We start from the raw sequence: 20,235 nt of genomic DNA on the forward strand, positions 1-20,235 counted from the left end.
CCCCTACGTCAACAAGTCTGCTTTTCCTGACCTAAAAATGAACCAAACCGCGCGTCAGGCGTATTCATAGTATGAAACAAGCTGTCCTCACCCTTCTGTTCACCGCGAGTTTTGTGATCTCGCCCGCTTTCACAACCTTCACCGGTTTTGAATCCAACCAACTGCCGATCCCGCAGGTTGATCCGCCGATCCAGCCCGCAGGCTATGCCTTTAGCATCTGGGGGCTGATTTATGCGTGGCTGGTGGTGTCAGCAGTCTTTGGACTGTGGAAGCGTGACGACGACCCCGCGTGGAACGCCGCCCGCCCGTATCTGATCGCGAGTCTGGTGATTGGGACGCCGTGGCTCTACGTGGCTACACAAAGCGCTGTTCTGGCGACGGTGATGATTATCGCAATGGCAATCACCGCGATCATGGCCTTTTTGCGCACGCCCGTATTTGACCGCTGGTTGCTGCGCGTGCCTGTCGCAATCTACGCAGGTTGGCTGACCGCCGCGTCATTTGTGTCCATCGGCAGCACCATGGCGGGCTATGGTGTGGCGTCTGACAGCCTTGGTTGGGCTTATGTCGGGATTGCGGGCGCGTTGATCGTGGCGCTCGCCGTCTTTGCAAAGCTGCCGTCAGCGGCCTATCTGCTGACCATCGTCTGGGCTTTGGTCGGTATTATCGTGGCCAACCAAACTGGACCGCAATCCGTCGTCTGGTTGGCGCAAGGCGGGATCGCCGCCTTGCTGATCGTTATGATTTGGACTTACCTGCGCGGTCGGTCGTCCCAGCCTTACTAAGGTGCTTGGACAGGCGTGACGGCTGCGACGTTTTCTTATCTTTATAAGGGTTCTTGTCGCCCTGGTCGCGCAAATACAACCGGATCGGTGTGCCCGGCATATCAAAGTCGTTACGCAAGCCGTTAACCAAATAGCGACGGTAGCTTTCCGGCACCAGATCAGGGAACGACGACATCACAACAAAGGCTGGCGGACGGGTTTTCACCTGTGTCGCGTAGCGCATCTTGATCCGACGACCACCGGGTGCGGGCGGCGGGTGCTGTTCCAGCATCCCCGTCAGCCAACGGTTCAATTGCGCCGTCGTGGCACGTGTGTTCCAAACCTGATGCGCGCGCATGATTGCTTGCTGCAAACGGTCCAGACCTTTGCCCGTTTTCGCGGACACAGTCACCAAAGGCGCACCTTTGAGCTGCGGCAGGAGACGCGCAAATTCTTCTTTCAGCTCTTTAAGCTTGTCTTGCTTGTTCTCTTCAACGTCCCATTTGTTCACCGCAATCACCACGGCGCGGCCTTCACGTTCCGCCAAATCGGCAATCCGTAAATCCTGCTGCTCAAACGGAATTTCCGCATCAAGCAAGACCACAACAACTTCGGCAAATTTCACAGCACGCAAACCATCAGACACGGACAGCTTTTCCAGCTTCTCCTGCACCTTGGCTTTTTTGCGCATACCCGCGGTGTCAAAAATCCGCATCGGCACGCCGTCCCAATCTTGCTGGACGGAAATCGCATCGCGGGTGATGCCAGCCTCTGGGCCGGTCAGCAGACGCTCTTCGCCGATGATCTGGTTAATCAACGTGGATTTCCCCGCGTTCGGGCGGCCCACGACGGCAATCTGTAATGGCTTCTCGCGGGTAGGCACGCGAATGGCATCAATGTCGTCGTCATCCGACACATCAACATCAACATCCGGCGCATCAGCTTCGGCTTTTTCGACGTTGGCGTCATAGATCGGACGCAGCACGTCCATCAATTCGCCCATGCCTTCGCCGTGTTCAGCAGATATGCGGATCGGCTCACCCAAGCCTAACGCATAGGCCTCAAGGATCGTCGCGTCAGCCGCGCGGCCTTCGCCTTTGTTCGCAGCCAGAATGACGTTCGCGTTTTTCTTGCGCAAAATCTCGGCAAAGACCTGATCCGCAGGCAGAACCCCTGCCCGTGCGTCGATCATGAAAAGACACACATCAGCCATCTCAACGGCCCGTTCGGTGAGGCGACGCATCCGTCCTTGCAGACTATCATCGGTCGCATCTTCCAATCCAGCAGAATCAATCACCGTGAATTTGAGGTCAGCAATCCGTCCCGCACCTTCGCGCAGGTCACGTGTCACCCCCGGCTGGTCATCAACCAAAGCCAGTTTTTTCCCAACCAAGCGGTTGAAAAGAGTGGATTTCCCGACATTGGGACGACCCACGATTGCGAGGGTAAAACTCATGCTTCTTCTCCTAGCCGGAGCAGCGAAAGGCGCAGCTTACCGGAACGCGTGCAATTGCCCTGTTTTCGAGACAACGTAAAGGGTCTGTCCCGCAACAACTGGATTTGAGGCCGCACCACCTTCAATCGGGATCGCCCCGACCAATGCGCCGGAGACCGGATCGAACTGGCGGATCACCCCGTCAGACGAGGCGACGACCAGACGACCGCCTGCCAAAACCGGACCGTAATGGGCCACAACTTCGTTCGAGCTGCCGAATGTGCCAGCTTCAACCAGTCCGGGCAGTTGTACCTTCCAAACCGGTGTGCCGTCGCTGTCGTTCAGACGGATCAACTCGTTCACATCGTTTACCACAAAAACGGAATTGCCAACAGGCCAAACAGGGCTGATCGCCCCTTCGCTTGCTGTCCAGATGCGGTCGCCGTTTGACGCGTCCAGTTTGACGATCTGTCCGGCAAAGTTGCCGACGTAGACGCTATCACCACGGATCACAGGATCGCCCGCAATATCGCTGATCGTGGCCGCAGCACTGCCAGCACGTGCGCCAGAGATCACAGTGGACCAGCGGCGCAGTCCGCCTTCGGGGAATGTCGCGATGACTTCACCAGACGGGAATGGGAACACGGCAATGTCGCTATCAACAGCCGCACCAGCACCGCCCGCAAACACACCCAACGCAGGGGTTGCGGTCAACTGCCAGCGAATACGGCCATCGGCCACGTCCAGCGCCCAACCTGTGCCGTCACGGCCCACGATATACGCCAGATCACCAAACACGGTTGGGGCAGACACGCCCGGCGCGTCCAGATCTTGGGTCCAGATTTCGCCACCCGATGCAGCGTCCAACACCACAACTTCGCCAAATCCGGTTGTTACAAACACACGAGACCCCGACACAGCCACGCCGCCGCCAGATGTATCACCCAGCGCACTGCTGCCCGGTGTCAGGTTCGCTGACCACAGACGCGCACCGTTCGTGGCAGTCGCCGTCACCGTGGCACGGGAATCAAGCATGTAGATCACACCGTTCGACACCACAGGTTCTGCGGTGATCCGTGCGCGGCGGCTATCGCCTTCACCGATGGACACGGCAAACAACTGCTGCGGTGTGGCGGACAGTGCCGCATGCGACAACTGGTGCGACGCGTTGCCATTGCGGTGCGTCCACGATGCGTTTGCAGATTGGGCCGGTAGCGAGATTGGCAACGCTTGGTTCACGGTGTTTTGCTGCGGGCGAATGTCGAAACGCTCCCCTGGCAGGATCACATCTGTTTCACCACAGCCAACCACCAACGCCAAGGCGCATACGGCACTCATTCGGAAATAACCTGTCACGACGATTGCCCCTTCGCGATCTTCTTCTTATCCACCACGGGCTATTCAGCAGCCGTTGCGGGTTCTACTTCGTCTTCTTCGCCAAGCGCTATCATCAAGGTTTGCGCCCGATCACGCAAGCCCCGAGACACAGCGGCGTCTTCCAGTATCGCTTTCAATCCGGTGACAGCAGCCTCAGTGTCGCCCGCTGCAATATCCATGATCGCGATTTGCTCCATAGCAAGCAAGCGGTACGGCAAGCCCGGCACAGCCAAAGATTGCAACATCTGGCGACGCGCAGCAGGATCTTCACCTTCGATTACGATGATTGCAGATTTGAAAACAGCCACATCGCGGTAGACTTGCGGCGTCGCACTATCGGTCACAATCGCGTCCAACGTGGCTTTTGCCGCCGCCAGATCACCTGCGTTTTGTTGTGCAGCAGCGGTCAACAGCCCTGCCACAGCGGACGCAGGCCCGTCGGTCGTCACAGCAGCCAAGGCCGCCGCACGTTCGTCCACATCATCTTTTTCAAGCGCATCCAGTAGTGCATCACCTGCGGCTTGGGACGACGCGCGTGTCTGTGCTTTGGTCCATTCGGAATAAGCGGCCCCGCCGACCAACACGACGATCAGCGTCACCGCGATCCAGCCGTATTTCTTGACGTATCCGAACAGCTGGTCCTTGCGGACTTCTTCAGACACTTCGTTGATAAAACTATCGCTGTCGCTCACGGTATCCCCCTCATTGCACCGCATTATTTCAGGGGCGCAATATGACTTTCCGGTGGTACATATCGCGAAGGCTGGCAGATTGCCAAGACCCCACCGCCTCACGATCCTGAGCATCGGCAATTTAGTGTGCCTGCGCGCCGATGCGGCAGTGCAGAGAACAACCTTGCGAAAAAGCCCTAAAAGACCTAAAAGTCGGCAATATATTGCCGTGGTCTTTCGTCAGTCCTGACCGCTCATTTGACGACAAAAGCATGCAGACGACCTTCTTTTTTCTGCTGCAAACCAGCGCGAAGGCCAGACTATGAAGATAATCCCAATCATTACCGCAATCTTGGTTGCGGCTATTCTGGGCCTGCTTGTACTGCAACGGGACCGCGTTCTGGCCTTTGCCAAGGGACCCGATACGGACATCACCGTGGTTGATCCGGCCACCCCTGCACCAGAGGTCGCCACACGCGATCATATCGTGCGGGTTGTGGCCTTGGCATCAACGGCACGCAACATCGACAGCGCCGTGATCCTGCGCGGCCGCACAGAGGCCGCGCGTCAAGTAAATGTCTCTGGCGAGACGTCAGGCCTGATTATATCCGAGCCGATCCACAAAGGCGCTTATGTTGCCCAAGGCGACACGCTCTGCGAATTGGCCCCCGGCACCCGCATCGCCAGTCTGGCCGAAGCCCGCGCCCGCCTTGCCGAAGCACGCGGTCGTGTCCCCGAAGCCGCAGCCGCCATCGCCGAAGCTCAAGCCCGCCTGCGCGAAGCCAACATCAACGTCGAAAACGCCCGCCGCTTGAATGAACGCGGTGTCAGCTCTGAAACGCAGCTGATCAGCGCCGAGGCCGCATCTGAGGCCGCACTCGCAGGATTGCAACGCGCCCAATCCGGCACAGCATCCGCGCAAGCAGGCATTGAGGCTGCATCAGCAGGTGTCGCCGCCGCCGAAGCCGAGATTGACCGCCTGACGATCCACGCGCCCTTCAGCGGCTTGTTGGAAACCGACACGGCGGAGCTGGGCACACTGATGCAGCCCGGTGCGTCGTGTGCCACGATTGTGCAGCTCGACCCGATCAAACTGGTGGGATTCGTGCCGGAAACCGACGTGGCCAAGGTCACAGTCGGGGCCATGACCCGCGCGACGCTCGCCACTGGCGCAGAGATCACCGGACAAGTCACCTTTCTGTCGCGCTCTGCCGACGAGACCACCCGCACCTTCCGCGTGGAAGTCGAAGTGCCGAATGCAGACAGCAAAGTCAGCGCAGGCCAGACGGTCGAAATCGTCGTGGCCTCTGACGGGCGCAATGCCCACCTGATCCCGCAGTCATCGCTCACACTCAACGACGAGGGCGCATTGGGCGTGCGCACGGTCGCGGCAGACAGCACCGCCTTGTTCATGCCCGTGACCATGTTGACCGACACCGTGGATGGCGTCTGGGTCGCGGACCTGCCTGACCGCGTGAACATCATCACCATCGGCCAAGAATTTGTCATCGACGGTGTAACAGTTGAACCGACCTACACGGCGGTCAAAGGATGAACGGCATGGTCGATTGGGCCGCATCACGCGCCCGCATGGTCCTTGCCTTTATCGCGCTGTCACTGCTCGCTGGTGGCTTTGCATACGTGTCGCTGCCCAAAGAGGGCGAACCGGACATTGAGATCCCCGCGATCTTTGTCTCTGTCCCCTTCCCCGGTATTTCAGCGGCAGACGCCGAAACCCTGCTGGTCAAGCCGATGGAAACCGAATTATCCGATCTGGACGGGTTGAAATCCATGTCCGGTACGGCGGCTGAAAACTACGCAGGCGTGGCGCTTGAATTCGAATTCGGCTGGGACAAAACCAACGTACTGGCCGACATCCGCGACGCGATGAACAAAGCGCAAAGCGGCTTTCCAACTGGTGCTGACAACTACACCATCAACGAAATCAACTTTTCCGAATTTCCCATCGTCATCGTCAATCTGACAGGCGACGTGCCGGAACGGACCTTGCTGCAAGTCGCCAAAGACCTGCAAGACCGCCTCGAATCCATGGACGGTGTGTTAGAGGCGGGCCTTGCCGGACAACGCGACGAGATGCTCGAAGTCGTGATCGACCCGCTACGTCTAGAGGCCTACAACGTCACCGCAGGCGAGCTGATCAACGTCGTGTCCAGCAACAACCTGTTGATCGCGGCAGGTGAAGTGGAAACCGCGCAAGGCACCTTTGCGATCAAAATTCCCTCGTCATTTGACGACCCCCAAGACATCTACAACCTGCCTGTCAAAACCAACGGCGACCGCGTGATCACGCTGGGCGATCTGGCCTTGATCCGCCTGACATTCGAGGACCGCGCAGGCACCGCCCGTTTTAATGGCGTGAATACCGTGGCGCTACAGGTCGTGAAACGCAAAGGCTACAACCTGATCGACACCGCCGCCGAAGTGGCCGTGGTCGTCGAAGAGGTCCGCGCAGGCTGGACGCCAGAACTGCAAGCCGCGATTGATGTGGGCACATCCAACGACCAATCCCGCGCGGTGGCGTCGATGGTCAGCCAGCTTGAGGGATCGGTGCTGACGGCGATTGCGCTAGTGATGATCGTCGTGCTCGCAGCCCTTGGCACCCGCCCCGCGATGCTGGTGGGCTTTGCGATCCCCACGTCGTTCTTGCTGTGCTTTGCGCTGCTCGCCGTCATGGATATCACCATTTCCAATATCGTGATGTTCGGCTTGATCCTCGCCGTGGGGATGCTGGTCGATGGGGCCATCGTCGTGGTCGAATATGCCGATAAACGGATGCAAGACGGCTCTGGCCCGATGGACGCCTATACCGAAGCCGCCAAACGCATGTTCTGGCCTATCGTGTCATCGACAGCGACCACGCTTTGCGCCTTCCTGCCGATGCTGTTCTGGCCGGGTGTGCCGGGGCAATTTATGGGCATGTTACCCGTCACGTTGATCTTTGTGCTGTGTGCATCGCTGGTTGTGGCGCTGATCTACCTGCCCGTCATGGGCGGCGTCACAGGCCGGATGAGCCGCATGTTCGGCTGGGCCTCGGACTGGATGCGGGCGCATCTGTGGTGGGGCATACGCGCAGCCCTCGTGCCCGTCACAATGATGATCGTGTTCACAGGCGCTATGCTGACACTGAATCCTGCCTATCTATCCGGCGACGCGGTGCAAACCAGCGGCTTTGGCGCATCCTTTCCGGGGATGGTGCTGTTCACCATCGGGGCGATGCTGACCTCAATCACGCTGGGATCAATCACCGTCACACGCACGCAAAAAACCATCAAAGCGGGCTACCGCAGATCGTTATTTGGCCGTTTCATCCACCTGATCGCGGGCAACCCGATCATGCCGCTGGTGGCCGTGGGCGCTGTTGGCTTCTTTGTGATGTCCACCTTCACCTACTTCGGAGCCAACAATAACGGCGTCGAATTTTTCGTGGAATCCGAGCCGGAACAAGGCATCGTCTACGTCCGCGCACGCGGCAACCTGTCCCTGCCGGAAAAAGACCACCTCGTTCAACAAGCCGAAGCCATTGTGCTGGCCCATGCAGGTGTGATGAACGCCTTTTCATTCGCGGGCGACGGTGGCTTGAATTCCAACACAGGCGGCACCCAACCGCCCCGCGACACCATCGGCCAAATCCAATTCGAAACAATCCCGTGGGAAGACCGCATCGACAGGCCCGAACTCGACGGCGATCTCGTGCTGGCGGAATTGCAAAGCCAACTCGACCTGATCCCCGGAATCCAGTCCGAAATCCTCGCCCAAGCCATGGGCCCGGGTGCGGGCAAACCCCTGCACCTGCGGCTCAAAGGCGACAGCTTTGACGACCTGCGCGCAGCGACAGCCCTTGCACGGGCGCAGTTCGAGATGACCGACGGGCTGACCCTGATCGAAGACACCCTGCCCCTGCCCGGTATCGACTGGCAGATCGACGTGGACGTTGAAAAAGCAGGACGCTACGGCGCTGACGTGGCCTCTGTGGGCGCGATGGTGCAGATGGTCACACGCGGCATTTTGCTGGACACAATGCGGGTGGATAGCTCGGATGAGGAAATCGAAATCCGCGTCCGACTACCTGAAAATGACCGTGTGCTGTCTACGCTCGACAGCCTGCGGGTCCGCACCAATGCGGGGCTTGTGCCCCTGTCGAATTTCATCACACGCACGCCCGTGCCAAAGCTCGCGCAGATCGACCGGATTAACCAAAAACGGTACTTTGATCTCAAGGCTGATGTGGAAACGGGCGTGAATGCCAACGAACGCATCGCGACGCTGACAACATGGCTCGACACTAATCCCCTGCCCGCTGGCGTCGACTGGGAATGGACCGGCGACCAAGAAGACCAGGCCGAAAGCCAAGCCTTCCTCGGCAATGCCTTCATCGGCGCACTTGGCCTGATGTTCATCATCCTTCTCGCGCAATTCAACTCGATCTATAACTCGGTGCTGGTGCTGCTGGCCGTGGTCATGTCGACCGCTGGCACACTGATCGGGATGCTGGTCATGGATCAGGCGTTTTCGGTGATTATGACGGGTACAGGCATCGTCGCCTTGGCGGGGATCGTGGTGAACAACAACATCATCCTGATCGACACCTACCAAGAATACAGCCAATACATGCCCCGCGCCGAGGCGATCGTGCGCACAGCCGAAGACCGCATCCGTCCCGTCCTGCTGACCACAATCACGACCATGGCGGGTCTTGCGCCGATGATGTTCGGCCTCAGCCTCGACTTTATGAACGGCGGCTATTCCATCGACAGCCCAACGGCGCTGTGGTGGAAACAACTGGCGACGGCTGTTGTGTTTGGACTTGGAATCGCGACGATGCTAACGCTGGTATTCACGCCATCCATGCTGGCGCTACGGGTCTGGGCATCGACCTATGTGCTGTGGTTTGCGAGGCTCTTGGCGCGTCTGTCGATGGGGCGCAGCAGCAGCTACGCCCGCGACTGGGCGCTCTCACGCGAGGCCAAACGCATCAAAGCCCCAGAGGTCATCTGGACCGAAGACGACCTGCCCTCAACACAGGCTGCCAATTAACCCAACACGGCACTTGCCACCCAAAACGGGATCGACATGCCAAACAAGATCACTGGCACCCCGATCAAGGCAAACAACCCGTCGCGGCCCAAGATACCCAGCGACACCAATGCGACGCCGAGGCCCACAACGCTGGACGAAAACGGCACGATTTCCAGCAACGGCAGACACAGGCCGCCCACCGCACAAACCGCATATAAAACGCGCCGTGCCTTGGGGCCAACCAAGCCCGTAATCCGGTCGCGACTAAACTTGTCAAAGACCTTTCCGGCGGTCTCTAATGCCGATTGCAGCCGTTCAATCTTGTCCGCTGAAACCGACCGCTTGCGCAAAAATGCGGGCAGCCAGATCGTTTTCGCACCATAGGCCGCCTGCGCCGAAATCAGGCAAATCAACGCCCCAAAGATCGACGACGCAAAGGGCACACCGCTTAAGGGTGACGCCAGCACGACGCCCGCCACCAGCAAACAGGTCGCAAATGCTTCGCGGCCAAATTCTTGCAGCAAGTCGTCAAACGTCACCGCATCCCCGTGGGATGCCTCGGTCAAATGCGTCGCGATATCAGTGATCGGATCGGCCTTGGTGTCGTCTGTCATGCTGTCGTCCCCGCGTGGCTACGCAGGACTAACCGCCTCGTGCGCCCCACGGTTCCATAATCGGGCGTTCGTAAAAACAACCGCCCGATCTGGCCAGCAGTTACGCAGACGCCGTCCGCCCCATCGCCGCAAATGTCCATAGCGCGATGCCCAGTGCGATCACCGCACATAGTGCGATTGCGCCGACCATCGGCGTGGCCGTTCCGTCAAAGAACGCGCCTGTGACCACAACCATCAGCCCTCCGGTCAGCATCTGCAATGTACCGCCCAGCGACGACGCCAAGCCTGCGATATCGCCGTGCGGGTCGAGCGCCATGACCATCGTCGTGGGAATAATCAGGCCGAGGCAAGCGTTGGCAAAGAACAACCCGATGATGACCACGGGCAGGCTGACAAATCCAGCCAAGCACACCACAAGCAAAAGCATCGAAAACGCGGCAAAGCCGATCACAGCGCCGCGCATCACGGGCAAAACGCCCAGCCGTTCGCCCAATGGCCCAGCCGCCTGCGACGCTGCGAAAAAGCCGATGGCGTTGATTGCAAAAGCCACGCTGAACCCTGTTGGCGACAGACCGAACTGGCCGGAATAGACGAATGACGCGCTGGCGATAAACACCATAAAGCTGGCAAATCCAAAGCCACCGATCAACGTCAGGCCCATGAACACGCGATCTGTCAGCAGGACTTTGGCGCCCTTCATCAAGTTGCGCAGGTTCACTTTGACCCGTGCGGCAGGCGCAAGCGTTTCAGGCAAGACCATCGCCGTCATGCCCAGCGACAATCCCGCTGCCAGACACAGCAACCAAAAGATCACACGCCAATCGGCCACCGCGATCACGCCGCTGCCCACCAAGGGGGCCAGCATCGGCGAGACCGAAATCACCAGCATCACCATGGCCATCAACTTGGTCGCGGCGGCGCCTGTGTGCATGTCGCGGATCACGGCACGCGGGACCACCATCAGGACCGCGCCGCCGATGCCTTGCAACGCGCGGAACGCGATCAATGCGCCAATCGACGGGGCCACGGCGCAACCGATTGATCCTGCAATGAAAATCCCCAAGCCCACATAAAGCGGGATCTTGCGGCCGACTTGATCCGCCCAAGGGCCGTAGAACAATTGCGCGATGCCAAAGGCCACAAAATACGCGGTCAGCGTCAATTGCACCGTGGCTACATCCGCGTCCAAGCCTGCCGCAATCGTGGGCATGGCTGGCAGATACATATCAATCGCAAAGGGACCGACAGCCGATAAAAGGCCCAAAATCAGGGCGGAACGCATCAGTGTCATGGGGGAAGACCTTACTCAATTTCTACGCGCCACACATAGCAATCCTGCGGTGCGGCACAAGCGGCGTTTAGACGGTTTCGTCGCTGGCCTGACGGTTCCACAATTGGGCGTAACGGCCATCCGCAACGAGCAGCGCATCATGCGTGCCGCGCTCGACGATCACACCGTTTTCAAGCACCACAATCTGATCGGCATCCGCAATCGTGGACAGACGGTGCGCGATTGTAATGACCGTGCGGCCCTGCGCCATCGCCTTGAGTTCTGCCTGAATTTCCATCTCGGTCTGGGTGTCCAGCGCCGATGTGGCCTCGTCCAACAACAGGATTGGCGGGTTCTTGAGCAAGGTCCGCGCAATGCCCACCCGTTGCTTTTCACCGCCCGACAGTTTCAAACCGCGCTCCCCCACTTGGGTCGCATAGCCTTCCGGCAGTGACATGATGAAATCGTGGATTTTCGCGGCTTTTGCAGCGGCAATGATCTCGCCCTCGGTCGCAACAGGCCGCCCGTAAGCGATGTTGTAATGTACGGTATCGTTGAACAAAACGGTGTCCTGCGGCACCACGCCAATCTGGCTGTGCAGACTAACTTGCGTCACGTCTCGCACGTCTTGGCCGTCAATCGTCAACGCCCCGCCGACCACATCGTAAAACCGGAACAACAGCCGCCCGATGGTGGATTTCCCAGAGCCGCTAGAGCCCACAATCGCAACCGTCTGACCGGGCAGCACGTCAAGGCTGACGCCCTTCAAAATAGGCCGCGCCGCGTCGTAGCCAAAAGCCACGTCATGCAATGAGATAGCGCCGCCAGTGACAACCAGCGGCTTTGCATCCGGCTTGTCATTCACTTCGGCGGGTTGTTCCAGCAGATCAAACATATCGCCCATATCGATCAAGGCCTGACGGATTTCGCGGTACACCGTGCCAAGAAAATTCAGCGGCATCGTGATCTGGATCATATAGGCGTTCACCAACACAAAATCCCCGACGGTCAACGCGCCATTCTCAACGCCAATCGCGGCCATGACCATCACGCCGACCAAGCCGCAGGTGATAATCAACGCCTGACCAAAGTTCAAAAATGCGAGCGTGTAATTTGTCTTAACAGCCGCCTCTGCATATTGCCGCATCGCGCCGTCATAGCGGTCTGCTTCCCACTTTTCCGCGCCGAAATACTTGACGGTTTCGAAGTTTAGCAGGCTATCAATCGCCTTTTGGTTCGCGTCGGTGTCTTGGTCGTTCATTTCCTTGCGGATTTTCACGCGCCATTCGGTCACGGCAAAGGTGAACCAGACATAAAGCCCAATCGTGACGGCCACGACCACCAGATACCAAACGTCGAACGTAAAGAACAAAACGCCCGCGATCATCAGCAATTGCAAGATCAGCGGACCCACGGAAAACAGCAAGAAGCGCAGTAGGAATTCCACGCCTTTGACACCGCGTTCAATAATCCGGCTCAATCCGCCCGTTTTGCGGGTGATGTGGTAGCGCATCGACAGGCGGTGGATATGGGTAAAGGTCTCTAGCGCCAACTGTCGCAGCGCCCGTTGTCCGACCCGCGTAAAAATCACATCGCGTAGCTGCTGGAAACCGACCGACAACAGCCGCGACATGCCATACGCCAGCGTCAACCCAACAGCGCCCAACCCCAAATAAGTCGCAGCCGAAGCGCCCTCGGGGGCCATGACATCAACCGCTTGGCTAAAGAATTGCGGGGTCAGCACGGCGATGATCTGCGACGCAAACAGCGCCACCATCGCGGCGACAACGCGGACCTTGACGTTGGTATTTCCGGCAGGCCACAGATACGGGATCACCCGTTTGATCACCTTCCAGCCTTGAATTTTTGCGTTGTTTAGGTTGGCATCGGTCTTGGTCAGTTGGCGCATTTAGGGTCTCTCCGGGTAGGCCACTGATGTAACAGCCACACCGGAAATGACCAGTCTATTGCGCAGGATCGGGAATGCGAAATACTTGACCGGGGTAAATCAGATCAGGATCGCGGATCAAATCGCGGTTTGCCTCGAAAACAGACACATACAAGACACCGCTGCCCAGTTGTTCCTCTGCAATCGCCCAAAGCGTGGCACCCGGTTGCACAGTTTTCACGGCAATATCAAAGCCCTCGGCAGCGGTTTCCTCGGCTAGGATCGCGGCGACCTCTTCGGGTTCTTCTTTCTTGAATGGCGTTTCAACGCGGGACTGCACAACACCGTCGGCGTCCACCTCGTCCAAACGCAGCGTGTAAAGCCCCGTATCAACTTGCGGCAGATCACTGCGCCAATCACCCTCGCCGGAAATGCGAGATTCCGTGATCGGCTCGTTATCCAGATAAATCCGCACAAAGCCGCCAGCCGCAGCGCCACGCCCCGCCAGTTGCACTTCGCCGCTCGGATCATAGGTGATCGTATCCAGCCCGATGTTTTCGGTCAGGTCCGGCTGCGCGGGCGATTGGGTCTCGACCTGCAAGATGCGGACACCATCGGCGTCAGCGATCAAGGTCGGTGGGGCCGCAGGTGGCGTCAGGTCTTCCGCCGCAGCAGGCACCGCCACAGGATCATCCGCGACGACTTCAGCCACGAAAGCAATCTCTTTCGGCGGCACGATGATACTCTCGGCCGAGGCCAAAGCCGCCCCATCCGGATCAGCGACCAGTTGAACACGGCGCGGCTGGTCGCTGGCCGTGATAGCTACAACAACCCCAAAAGCACCATCCGCCCCCGCAACCACGGTTTCCACCACGTCACCACCCAGCATAATCGCCACGGATTGCCCCGGTGCGGCCATGCCAGCGATCACAGTTGTATCGTCGGGACTGCGGTAGAACGTGTCAATCGTGGGCAAGCCTTGCGTTACCGTCACCTTTGGCGCGTCAACGGCAGCGGCATCTTGCGTCGTCACAGCAGCCACCTGCGGCCCCGCACCAGACGCGACGTCCGCGTCCTGCACAGGCGGTCCGAACCACACAGCGGCGGCACCGATGGCAAGAGCAGCAGCAACACCGCCCGCGATTGCATATGCGTTAGAAGATGGTCTGGCCACGGCATGGTCCTTATTCGCGCCACCCGCCTCCCAGAACGTCGGATAGCGGACGTTGACTGGCGGCGTTTGACTGGTTGAGAGAGCCTAGCAACAGAGTTATGAGCGGTCAAAGGCCCAAATATGGCAAGACACGACGAAAGTTAGAAATATGACAGCAAAAACAAACTCCGTATGCGTCTACTGCGGCTCGCGCGATGGCACAGATCCGGCCTACGCCACAGCAGCCGAAGCCACAGGCACAATGCTCGCGGCGAACGACTGGCGCTTGGTTTACGGTGCGGGTGATGTGGGTCTGATGGGGCGCGTCGCCAATGCAACGCAAATTGCTGGCGGACGGACCTTTGGCGTGATCCCGACGCATCTGCTGGACTGGGAAGTCGGCAAACGCGACCTCGACACATTCATCATCACCGAAACCATGCACGAGCGCAAAAAGGTCATGTTCATGAACTGCGACGCGGTGGTGGTGCTACCGGGTGGCGCTGGATCGCTGGACGAGTTTTTCGAGGCCCTGACATGGCGGCAACTTGGCCTGCATGGCAAACCGATTTACCTGTTGAATATCAACGGCTTTTGGGACCCTCTTAAAGTGCTTATGGACAATATCGTGGGCCAAGGTTTCGCCGAAGCGTCCCTACTGGATTTCATCACATTCGTAGACGATGTGGACACGCTAGAAACCAATCTGCGCACAACTCTCGCCTAACGCAGATCGGAACAAATGAAAAAGCCGACGCCCGAAATATACGGGTGTCGGCTGAAATCTTAATTACTTGTCAACATCCTCACTGGGATTGATCCGCTCCGGACCGCGCCGCGTTCCGCTGACGCCTGACGTCCCCGCAGGCGCGTCGTCTTCGTTGCCAAAGGCACCCGGCTTGCCGTTCTCTTTGTGCTTGTCGTCGTCATTGGTCTCGTTTGGTTTTTTCTGGTCGGACATGGGATGCTCCTATCAGTTGCGTTGCTTAACCAACCCGCAGCCCCCCGTTCCGTTCCACAAAAAAACCCGCCGCATTGCTGCGACGGGTTCTTTTCGGTCTCAGAGATAAATCACATCCGGGATGCGACGTTTTCCCAGTTCACGAGGTTATCAAGGAAGTTTGTCAGGTACTTTGGACGCGCATTGCGGAAATCGATGTAGTAGGAATGTTCCCACACATCACAGCCCAAAAGCGCTGTTTGGTTAAAGCAAAGCGGGTTCACACCGTTTTCAGTCTTGGTGATTTTCAGGCCGCCGTCAGCGTCCTTGACCAACCAAGCCCAACCAGACCCGAATTGGCCCGCGCCAGCAGCGGAAAAGTCTTCTTTGAACTTATCAACGGAGCCAAAGCTGTCTTTGATCGCCGCTTCCAATTCGGATGGCATGGCAGATTTGCCAGGGCCCATCATTTCCCAGAACTGGTTGTGGTTCCAAAGCTGCGAGATGTTGTTGAAGATGCCGTTTTGAGCAACTGCATTCGCGTCGTATGTGCCTTTGATGATCTCTTCGAGAGATTTATCAGCCCATTCTGTGCCCTCAATCGCCTTGTTACCATTGGTGACATAAGCGTTGTGGTGCAGGTCGTGGTGGTACTCAAGCGTCTCTTTGGACATGCCAAGGTCAGCCAGCGCGTCGTGTGCATAAGGAAGATCAGGAAGTTCGAAAGCCATAGGTGAGCCTCATTTAGCTAGAGTTTCGTTACCCCGTAACAAAGCCCAAAATAGCGCGACGTCAACCCGTCAGACGGGAATGTTGCAAAACTTAGCTGGTATAACCGACGGGTCCGGCCTTGGCTGATGCGGCCAAAAGGTCAAACACGTAACCCGCGACCGAGCGGAAACAGATTACATGGAACGTGTTTGCATCCGATTTCCAAAATGCAGCAGCGACTTGACCCAAATGCGAACGACGAAAATCGCCAATGGCAAAGCTATCGGGGTGCATATCAACTGGCGCTACCTTCGCGATCACCTCGTCAGCATAAGCACCTGAAACGACAATATGCGCCCGTGCATCAGACACATTAGATGCCAAAAAATGCTGTCCTGACAATACGTTATTGATCGACGTTAATCCATCGCGCACGGCATCATAGGGCACCAATAGCAACGCCTCGTCCGGTGACATCCAGCCAAAGCCATTCGGCCCAGCAACCGCCATTTGCAAAGGTTTCGGCGCGTCCGCACCTGTCACCGTTTTGCAAACTTTGGTTAACGCTTTGTCCGACAGATCGCCGCGCAGGGAAATCATCCCTTGCAGTCCCATGTCCGTCACTGTCACGTCGCCAGCCACTGCACGGCCCTCTAAAGCACTGATCGCGTTAGACATCCTGCTTTTCCCCTGCTTTGTCATAGAACACCTGATCGACGATTTTCGCTTCAATCGGTTCGCCACCGATATTGGTAAACCGTAGCGTATCACCCATCCGGTCCGGCCCTTTATGCACCAAACCCATCGCAATCCCGCGCTTTAACGTCGGCGAGTAATACGTTGATGTTACACGACCTTCTGTGTTTTGTTGTCCATTATCATTGGTGCCTTCCGCAATCGCATAAGCCCCATCAGGCAGCACCGATCCGTCCAGCGTTTCCAGCCCAACCAGCTTCCAACGGTCCGGATCAGCCATGTGCGACCGTTCCTGTGCGCGTTTACCAAGGTAGTCGTCTTTCTTTTTCGACAACGCCCACTGCATGTTGAGATCCTGCGGGATCACCGTGCCGTCGGTTTCGTCCCCGATCATGATAAAGCCCTTTTCGGCCCGCATGATGTGCAACGCTTCTGTGCCGTAAGGCATCACGTCGAACTCTGCACCTGCGTCCAAAAGCGCACCCCAGAATGCCCGACCCTGCCCCGCATCCACGGCGACCTCGTAGGACAATTCTCCTGAGAAACTAATACGATAGACGCGGACCTTAAAGTCGCCCAACATGCCGTCGCGCCATTGCATAAACGGCAGCGCATCCTTGGATACATCCATGCCACCCAGTTTTTCCAGCACCTTGCGGGCGTTTGGTCCGACCACGGCAACCTGCGCGAATTGCTCGGTCACATTGGACACATAGACCTTCCAATCCCACCATTCGCACTGCAACCAATCCTCCATCCACGCATGGATGCTATCGGCGCCGCCCGTCGTCGTGTGGCACAGCCACGTCTGATCGTCGATCCGCGCAACCACGCCGTCGTCCATCAAAAACCCGTTTTCAGTACACATCAGACCATAGCGGCACTTGCCCACGGGCAGCGACGACATCAGATTTGTGTACATCATATCAAGGAATTGGCCCGCATCCGGCCCGCTGACAACCAGCTTGCCCAGCGTCGAAGCATCCAACAGCCCCAGACTTTCGCGGGTCTGCGTGACCTCGCGATTAACCGCGTCATGCAGCGTTTCGTCGCCGCGAATATAGGCATAGGGCCGCCGCCATTGGCCGACAGGCTCAAAGTCCGCACCGTTCCCTGCATGCCAATCATACATCGGCGTTTTGCGGATCGGCTGGAAGAGATCGTCCCGCGCAGCCCCCGCAATCGCGCCCATAGAAATCGGCGTGTAAGGCGGGCGGAAAGTGGTTGTGCCCACGTCAGGAATGTCAGCATTCAGCGCTTTAGAAAGAACCGCCAATCCGTTGATGTTGCTCAACTTACCTTGGTCCGTTGCCATGCCCAACGTTGTGTAGCGTTTCGTGTGTTCGACGCTTTCAAAGCCTTCTTGTGCGGCCAACTGCACGTCCGACACTTTCACATCGTTCTGGAAATCGAGCCACGCTTTGGAGCGCAATTCGTGGCTTGCGCCCTGCGGCATCAGCCAGACTGGCACGATGGGTTCTTGCGCCTCGTCGTAGCCTTCGGGCGCTTTGCCGACCTTGCCTTTGGCACCCGCAGCTGTGGCCGCAGCCTGTCCAGCGGCAAAGCCATTGGTCAAAACGTCAGTGGTGAACAAATGCCCGTTCGCGATCCCTGCAGGAACGACAAAACCTGAACCATTTCCGTCGGTTGGCGGGCGTTGTTCATCCGGCCTGAACATCGCCTGATCGGTGTCCCAGGTCAGTTTTCCGCCGCAATGGGACCACAGATGCACAACCGGAGACCAGCCGCCGGACATCGCGACGCAATCACATTCAATCGTCTCAACAACCGCACCTTCACCCGCTTGACCGCAGATCGCGACGGCGGTGACGCGCTTGCCGCCTTTGACCTCTGCGATGCCTTTGCCGGTCTCTACGCGAATGCCAGCGTCGCGTGCGGCTTGGGCTAGCGGGCCGTCTGCGTCGGGCCGTGCGTCGATGATTGCCGGCACCGAGAGCCCTGCTTTTTTCAACACAAGCGCCGTGCGGTAGGCGTCGTCGTTATTGGTCACAACCACGGTGCGATCCCCGATGGATACACCGAAATTCACCACGTAATCGCGCACAGCCGCCGCAAGAAGAACACCCGGTAAGTCATTGCCAGAGAACGACAAAGGCCGTTCAATTGCACCCGTTGCCGTAATCACCTGTTTCGCACGCACACGCCACAGACGGTGACGCGGCGCATCGGTGCCGCCCTCGTTCAGCTGCTCGTAGCCCAGAATATAGCCGTGATCGTAGACGCCAGCGCCCATGCAATTCAGGCGCATTGTGACGTTATCCATCGCGGTTAATTCCGCGACGGTTTGGGCGATCCAAGCGGTGGCTTTCATGCCGTCGATTTGAGGCTCGTCTACGGCCGCGCGGCCGCCCCAAGCGGCGGTTTGCTCCATAAACAACACCCGCGCCCCTGCCCGTCCTGCGGCTAAGGCACTGGAAAGACCCGCAATTCCACCACCGACGATCATCACATCAACATGCGCGTGGAAATGCTCATAGGTGTCGCCGTCGCGCCCGATGGGCGCTTTGCCGAGGCCCGCGGATTTGCGGATGATCGGCTCGTAGACGTGTTTCCAGAATGGCCGCGGATAGATGAACATTTTGTAGTAAAAACCAGCGGGCAAGAAGCGCGACAGCTTGGAATTGATCGCACCGACGTCGAATTCCAGCGACGGCCAGTGGTTTTGCGACTCGGCCTTCAGCCCGTCAAACAACAGCGTCGTTGTCGCCCGCTGGTTGGGTTCAAAAAACGCGCCTTCTCCCATGTTCATCAGCGCATTTGGCTCTTCTGGCCCTGCTGAGACGATGCCGCGCGGGCGGTGATATTTGAACGATCGCCCGACCAACATCTGGTCGTTGGCCAGCAGCGCAGAGGCAAGCGTGTCGCCCGCATAGCCGCGTAAGTTCTTGCCGTTAAACGAAAATGATATCGCCTTGGAGGTATCAACAAGACGGCCTTTGGACGCTAAACGTGTGCTCATGACAGGTCTCCCCATGACCAATCCGGTCGTTTTGCGGTGATGGCGGCGCGCACGTCGGCGGGCGGTGCTACGGTCTGTGCAGAATACGTCGCGAAGACTTCGAGCGTGGCTGTGCAGCGGGCCGCAAGGAACCATTTGCCGCAACCGTAAGCATGTCTCCAGCGTTCAAAATGCACGCCTTTGGGGTTTTTCCGCGTGAACAGGTAGCCTTCGAAGTCGTCGTCGCTGGCACCGGGTCCGAAGCGTGTCAGATGCGCCTCGCCGCCTGCGTGAAGGTCGGTTTCATCGGCATCAACGCCGCAATATGGGCAATGCAAAGTCAGCATGAGGCAGCCTCGGGATATGAAGTGTGATTTGCGTGCACAACCCGTGCACAACCCGTGCACAGCGATGTCACGAAAGACAGGGCACCCACGCAAAAAGCGACCGCAAAATTGCGACCGCTTTTTAACTCATTAGTAACGTGAGTGGTATTAGTTTGAAGTGTGTCCCAGCAGCGTTTGTGACGCTGATGCACTGTCAATGGACGTAGGGCGGATAGACGAGTCGACGAACGCGTATGCGACCAATCCAATGATGCACAAAGAAAGGATAAACAGACTGTTCGTGCGACCTTGATTAGGCCGTCGCTTGGGTGTGCTAAAATCGACCATGTGCTTGCCTCCTGTGTCTGGAGATTATTTTGGCCGCTCGACGCGT

Annotated in this window: 16 protein-coding genes; 4 read left to right on the plus strand and 12 right to left on the minus strand. The window is 58.0% G+C overall.

The features are described 5' to 3' along the window. Nucleotides 1–71 precede the first annotated feature (71 nt). A complete protein-coding gene (locus FHS72_RS08600; protein ID WP_183528077.1) occupies nucleotides 72–785 on the plus strand; it encodes a hypothetical protein in 714 nt (237 codons plus the stop codon). Here the strand turns inward: FHS72_RS08600 and der are convergent. The 3 genes from der to FHS72_RS08615 are packed head-to-tail and all read right to left on the minus strand — an operon-like array spanning nucleotide 739 to nucleotide 4,268. Further along, entirely contained in the window at nucleotides 739–2,220 is a 1,482-nt protein-coding gene (der, locus tag FHS72_RS08605; RefSeq protein WP_183528079.1) for a ribosome biogenesis GTPase Der, read from the minus strand. The two genes, FHS72_RS08600 and der, sit on opposite strands and share 47 nt — an antisense overlap. A gap of 36 nt (nucleotides 2,221–2,256) precedes the next feature. Further along, nucleotides 2,257–3,537, minus strand: a complete 1,281-nt coding sequence (locus FHS72_RS08610) for a PQQ-like beta-propeller repeat protein (protein ID WP_183528081.1) — start codon at nucleotides 3,535–3,537, stop codon at nucleotides 2,257–2,259. A 59-nt stretch (nucleotides 3,538–3,596) separates the two neighbouring features. Further along, nucleotides 3,597–4,268: a tetratricopeptide repeat protein gene (locus tag FHS72_RS08615; RefSeq protein ID WP_183528083.1), complete on the minus strand. Its 672-nt coding sequence runs from the start codon at nucleotides 4,266–4,268 to the stop codon at nucleotides 3,597–3,599. Between the two features lie 301 nt (nucleotides 4,269–4,569). Between FHS72_RS08615 and FHS72_RS08620 the strand changes: the two genes are divergently transcribed. Then, complete coding sequence (locus FHS72_RS08620) at nucleotides 4,570–5,802, plus strand: efflux RND transporter periplasmic adaptor subunit (protein WP_183528085.1); 1,233 nt, start codon at nucleotides 4,570–4,572, stop codon at nucleotides 5,800–5,802. Beyond that, nucleotides 5,799–9,302 carry an efflux RND transporter permease subunit gene (locus FHS72_RS08625; protein ID WP_183528087.1) on the plus strand — a complete coding sequence of 1,168 codons (3,504 nt, stop codon included), beginning with the start codon at nucleotides 5,799–5,801 and terminating at the stop codon, nucleotides 9,300–9,302. Before FHS72_RS08620 ends, FHS72_RS08625 begins: the two co-directional genes overlap by 4 nt. On the opposite strand, the gene FHS72_RS08630 is transcribed toward FHS72_RS08625, so the two are convergent. From FHS72_RS08630 to FHS72_RS08645, 4 genes are all read right to left on the minus strand, one after another. Further along, nucleotides 9,299–9,898 (minus strand): exopolysaccharide biosynthesis protein, encoded by a 600-nt coding sequence (locus FHS72_RS08630; protein WP_183528089.1) that lies wholly within the window; start codon nucleotides 9,896–9,898, stop codon nucleotides 9,299–9,301. The two genes, FHS72_RS08625 and FHS72_RS08630, sit on opposite strands and share 4 nt — an antisense overlap. Nucleotides 9,899–9,998: 100 nt before the next feature. After that, nucleotides 9,999–11,189 carry a multidrug effflux MFS transporter gene (locus FHS72_RS08635; RefSeq protein ID WP_183528091.1) on the minus strand — a complete coding sequence of 397 codons (1,191 nt, stop codon included), beginning with the start codon at nucleotides 11,187–11,189 and terminating at the stop codon, nucleotides 9,999–10,001. A gap of 67 nt (nucleotides 11,190–11,256) precedes the next feature. Then, nucleotides 11,257–13,077, minus strand: a complete 1,821-nt coding sequence (locus tag FHS72_RS08640) for an ABCB family ABC transporter ATP-binding protein/permease (RefSeq protein ID WP_183528093.1) — start codon at nucleotides 13,075–13,077, stop codon at nucleotides 11,257–11,259. A 55-nt stretch (nucleotides 13,078–13,132) separates the two neighbouring features. Next, a complete protein-coding gene (locus FHS72_RS08645; protein ID WP_183528095.1) occupies nucleotides 13,133–14,230 on the minus strand; it encodes a LysM peptidoglycan-binding domain-containing protein in 1,098 nt (365 codons plus the stop codon). 148 nt (nucleotides 14,231–14,378) lie between these two features. Here FHS72_RS08645 and FHS72_RS08650 point away from each other — a divergent pair, with 148 nt between their 5' ends. Continuing rightward, nucleotides 14,379–14,936 (plus strand): LOG family protein, encoded by a 558-nt coding sequence (locus FHS72_RS08650; protein WP_183528097.1) that lies wholly within the window; start codon nucleotides 14,379–14,381, stop codon nucleotides 14,934–14,936. Nucleotides 14,937–14,999: 63 nt separating this feature from the next. Here the strand turns inward: FHS72_RS08650 and FHS72_RS08655 are convergent, their stop codons facing one another. The 5 genes from FHS72_RS08655 to FHS72_RS08675 form a co-directional block, all read right to left on the minus strand. Then, nucleotides 15,000–15,170, minus strand: a complete 171-nt coding sequence (locus tag FHS72_RS08655; protein WP_183528099.1) for a hypothetical protein — start codon at nucleotides 15,168–15,170, stop codon at nucleotides 15,000–15,002. A gap of 110 nt (nucleotides 15,171–15,280) precedes the next feature. Beyond that, complete coding sequence (locus FHS72_RS08660; protein ID WP_183528101.1) at nucleotides 15,281–15,880, minus strand: superoxide dismutase; 600 nt, start codon at nucleotides 15,878–15,880, stop codon at nucleotides 15,281–15,283. 91 nt (nucleotides 15,881–15,971) lie between these two features. Then, nucleotides 15,972–16,538 carry a sarcosine oxidase subunit gamma gene (locus FHS72_RS08665; protein WP_183528103.1) on the minus strand — a complete coding sequence of 189 codons (567 nt, stop codon included), beginning with the start codon at nucleotides 16,536–16,538 and terminating at the stop codon, nucleotides 15,972–15,974. Then, nucleotides 16,531–19,536, minus strand: coding sequence for a sarcosine oxidase subunit alpha family protein (locus FHS72_RS08670; protein WP_183528105.1), 3,006 nt, complete (start codon nucleotides 19,534–19,536; stop codon nucleotides 16,531–16,533). The genes FHS72_RS08665 and FHS72_RS08670 overlap by 8 nt, the downstream gene beginning before the upstream one ends. Then, nucleotides 19,533–19,862, minus strand: coding sequence for a sarcosine oxidase subunit delta (locus FHS72_RS08675; protein ID WP_183528107.1), 330 nt, complete (start codon nucleotides 19,860–19,862; stop codon nucleotides 19,533–19,535). Before FHS72_RS08675 ends, FHS72_RS08670 begins: the two co-directional genes overlap by 4 nt. Between the last annotated feature and the right edge of the window lie 373 nt (nucleotides 19,863–20,235).

Source organism: Yoonia ponticola, assembly GCF_014199395.1.
GTDB classification, from domain to species: Bacteria; Pseudomonadota; Alphaproteobacteria; order Rhodobacterales; family Rhodobacteraceae; genus Yoonia; species Yoonia ponticola.

Excerpts from the sequence above, each read along its gene's own strand:
- FHS72_RS08600 (WP_183528077.1), top strand. The coding sequence starts at position 72 with ATGAAACAAGCTGTCCTCACCCTTCTGTTCACCGCGAGTTTTGTGATC.
- der (WP_183528079.1), bottom strand. The coding sequence starts at position 2,220 with ATGAGTTTTACCCTCGCAATCGTGGGTCGTCCCAATGTCGGGAAATCC.
- FHS72_RS08610 (WP_183528081.1), bottom strand. The coding sequence starts at position 3,537 with ATGAGTGCCGTATGCGCCTTGGCGTTGGTGGTTGGCTGTGGTGAAACA.
- FHS72_RS08620 (WP_183528085.1), top strand. The coding sequence starts at position 4,570 with ATGAAGATAATCCCAATCATTACCGCAATCTTGGTTGCGGCTATTCTG.
- FHS72_RS08625 (WP_183528087.1), top strand. The coding sequence starts at position 5,799 with ATGAACGGCATGGTCGATTGGGCCGCATCACGCGCCCGCATGGTCCTT.
- FHS72_RS08630 (WP_183528089.1), bottom strand. The coding sequence starts at position 9,898 with ATGACAGACGACACCAAGGCCGATCCGATCACTGATATCGCGACGCAT.
- FHS72_RS08635 (WP_183528091.1), bottom strand. The coding sequence starts at position 11,189 with ATGACACTGATGCGTTCCGCCCTGATTTTGGGCCTTTTATCGGCTGTC.
- FHS72_RS08640 (WP_183528093.1), bottom strand. The coding sequence starts at position 13,077 with ATGCGCCAACTGACCAAGACCGATGCCAACCTAAACAACGCAAAAATT.
- FHS72_RS08650 (WP_183528097.1), top strand. The coding sequence starts at position 14,379 with ATGACAGCAAAAACAAACTCCGTATGCGTCTACTGCGGCTCGCGCGAT.
- FHS72_RS08655 (WP_183528099.1), bottom strand. The coding sequence starts at position 15,170 with ATGTCCGACCAGAAAAAACCAAACGAGACCAATGACGACGACAAGCAC.
- FHS72_RS08660 (WP_183528101.1), bottom strand. The coding sequence starts at position 15,880 with ATGGCTTTCGAACTTCCTGATCTTCCTTATGCACACGACGCGCTGGCT.
- FHS72_RS08665 (WP_183528103.1), bottom strand. The coding sequence starts at position 16,538 with ATGTCTAACGCGATCAGTGCTTTAGAGGGCCGTGCAGTGGCTGGCGAC.
- FHS72_RS08670 (WP_183528105.1), bottom strand. The coding sequence starts at position 19,536 with ATGAGCACACGTTTAGCGTCCAAAGGCCGTCTTGTTGATACCTCCAAG.
- FHS72_RS08675 (WP_183528107.1), bottom strand. The coding sequence starts at position 19,862 with ATGCTGACTTTGCATTGCCCATATTGCGGCGTTGATGCCGATGAAACC.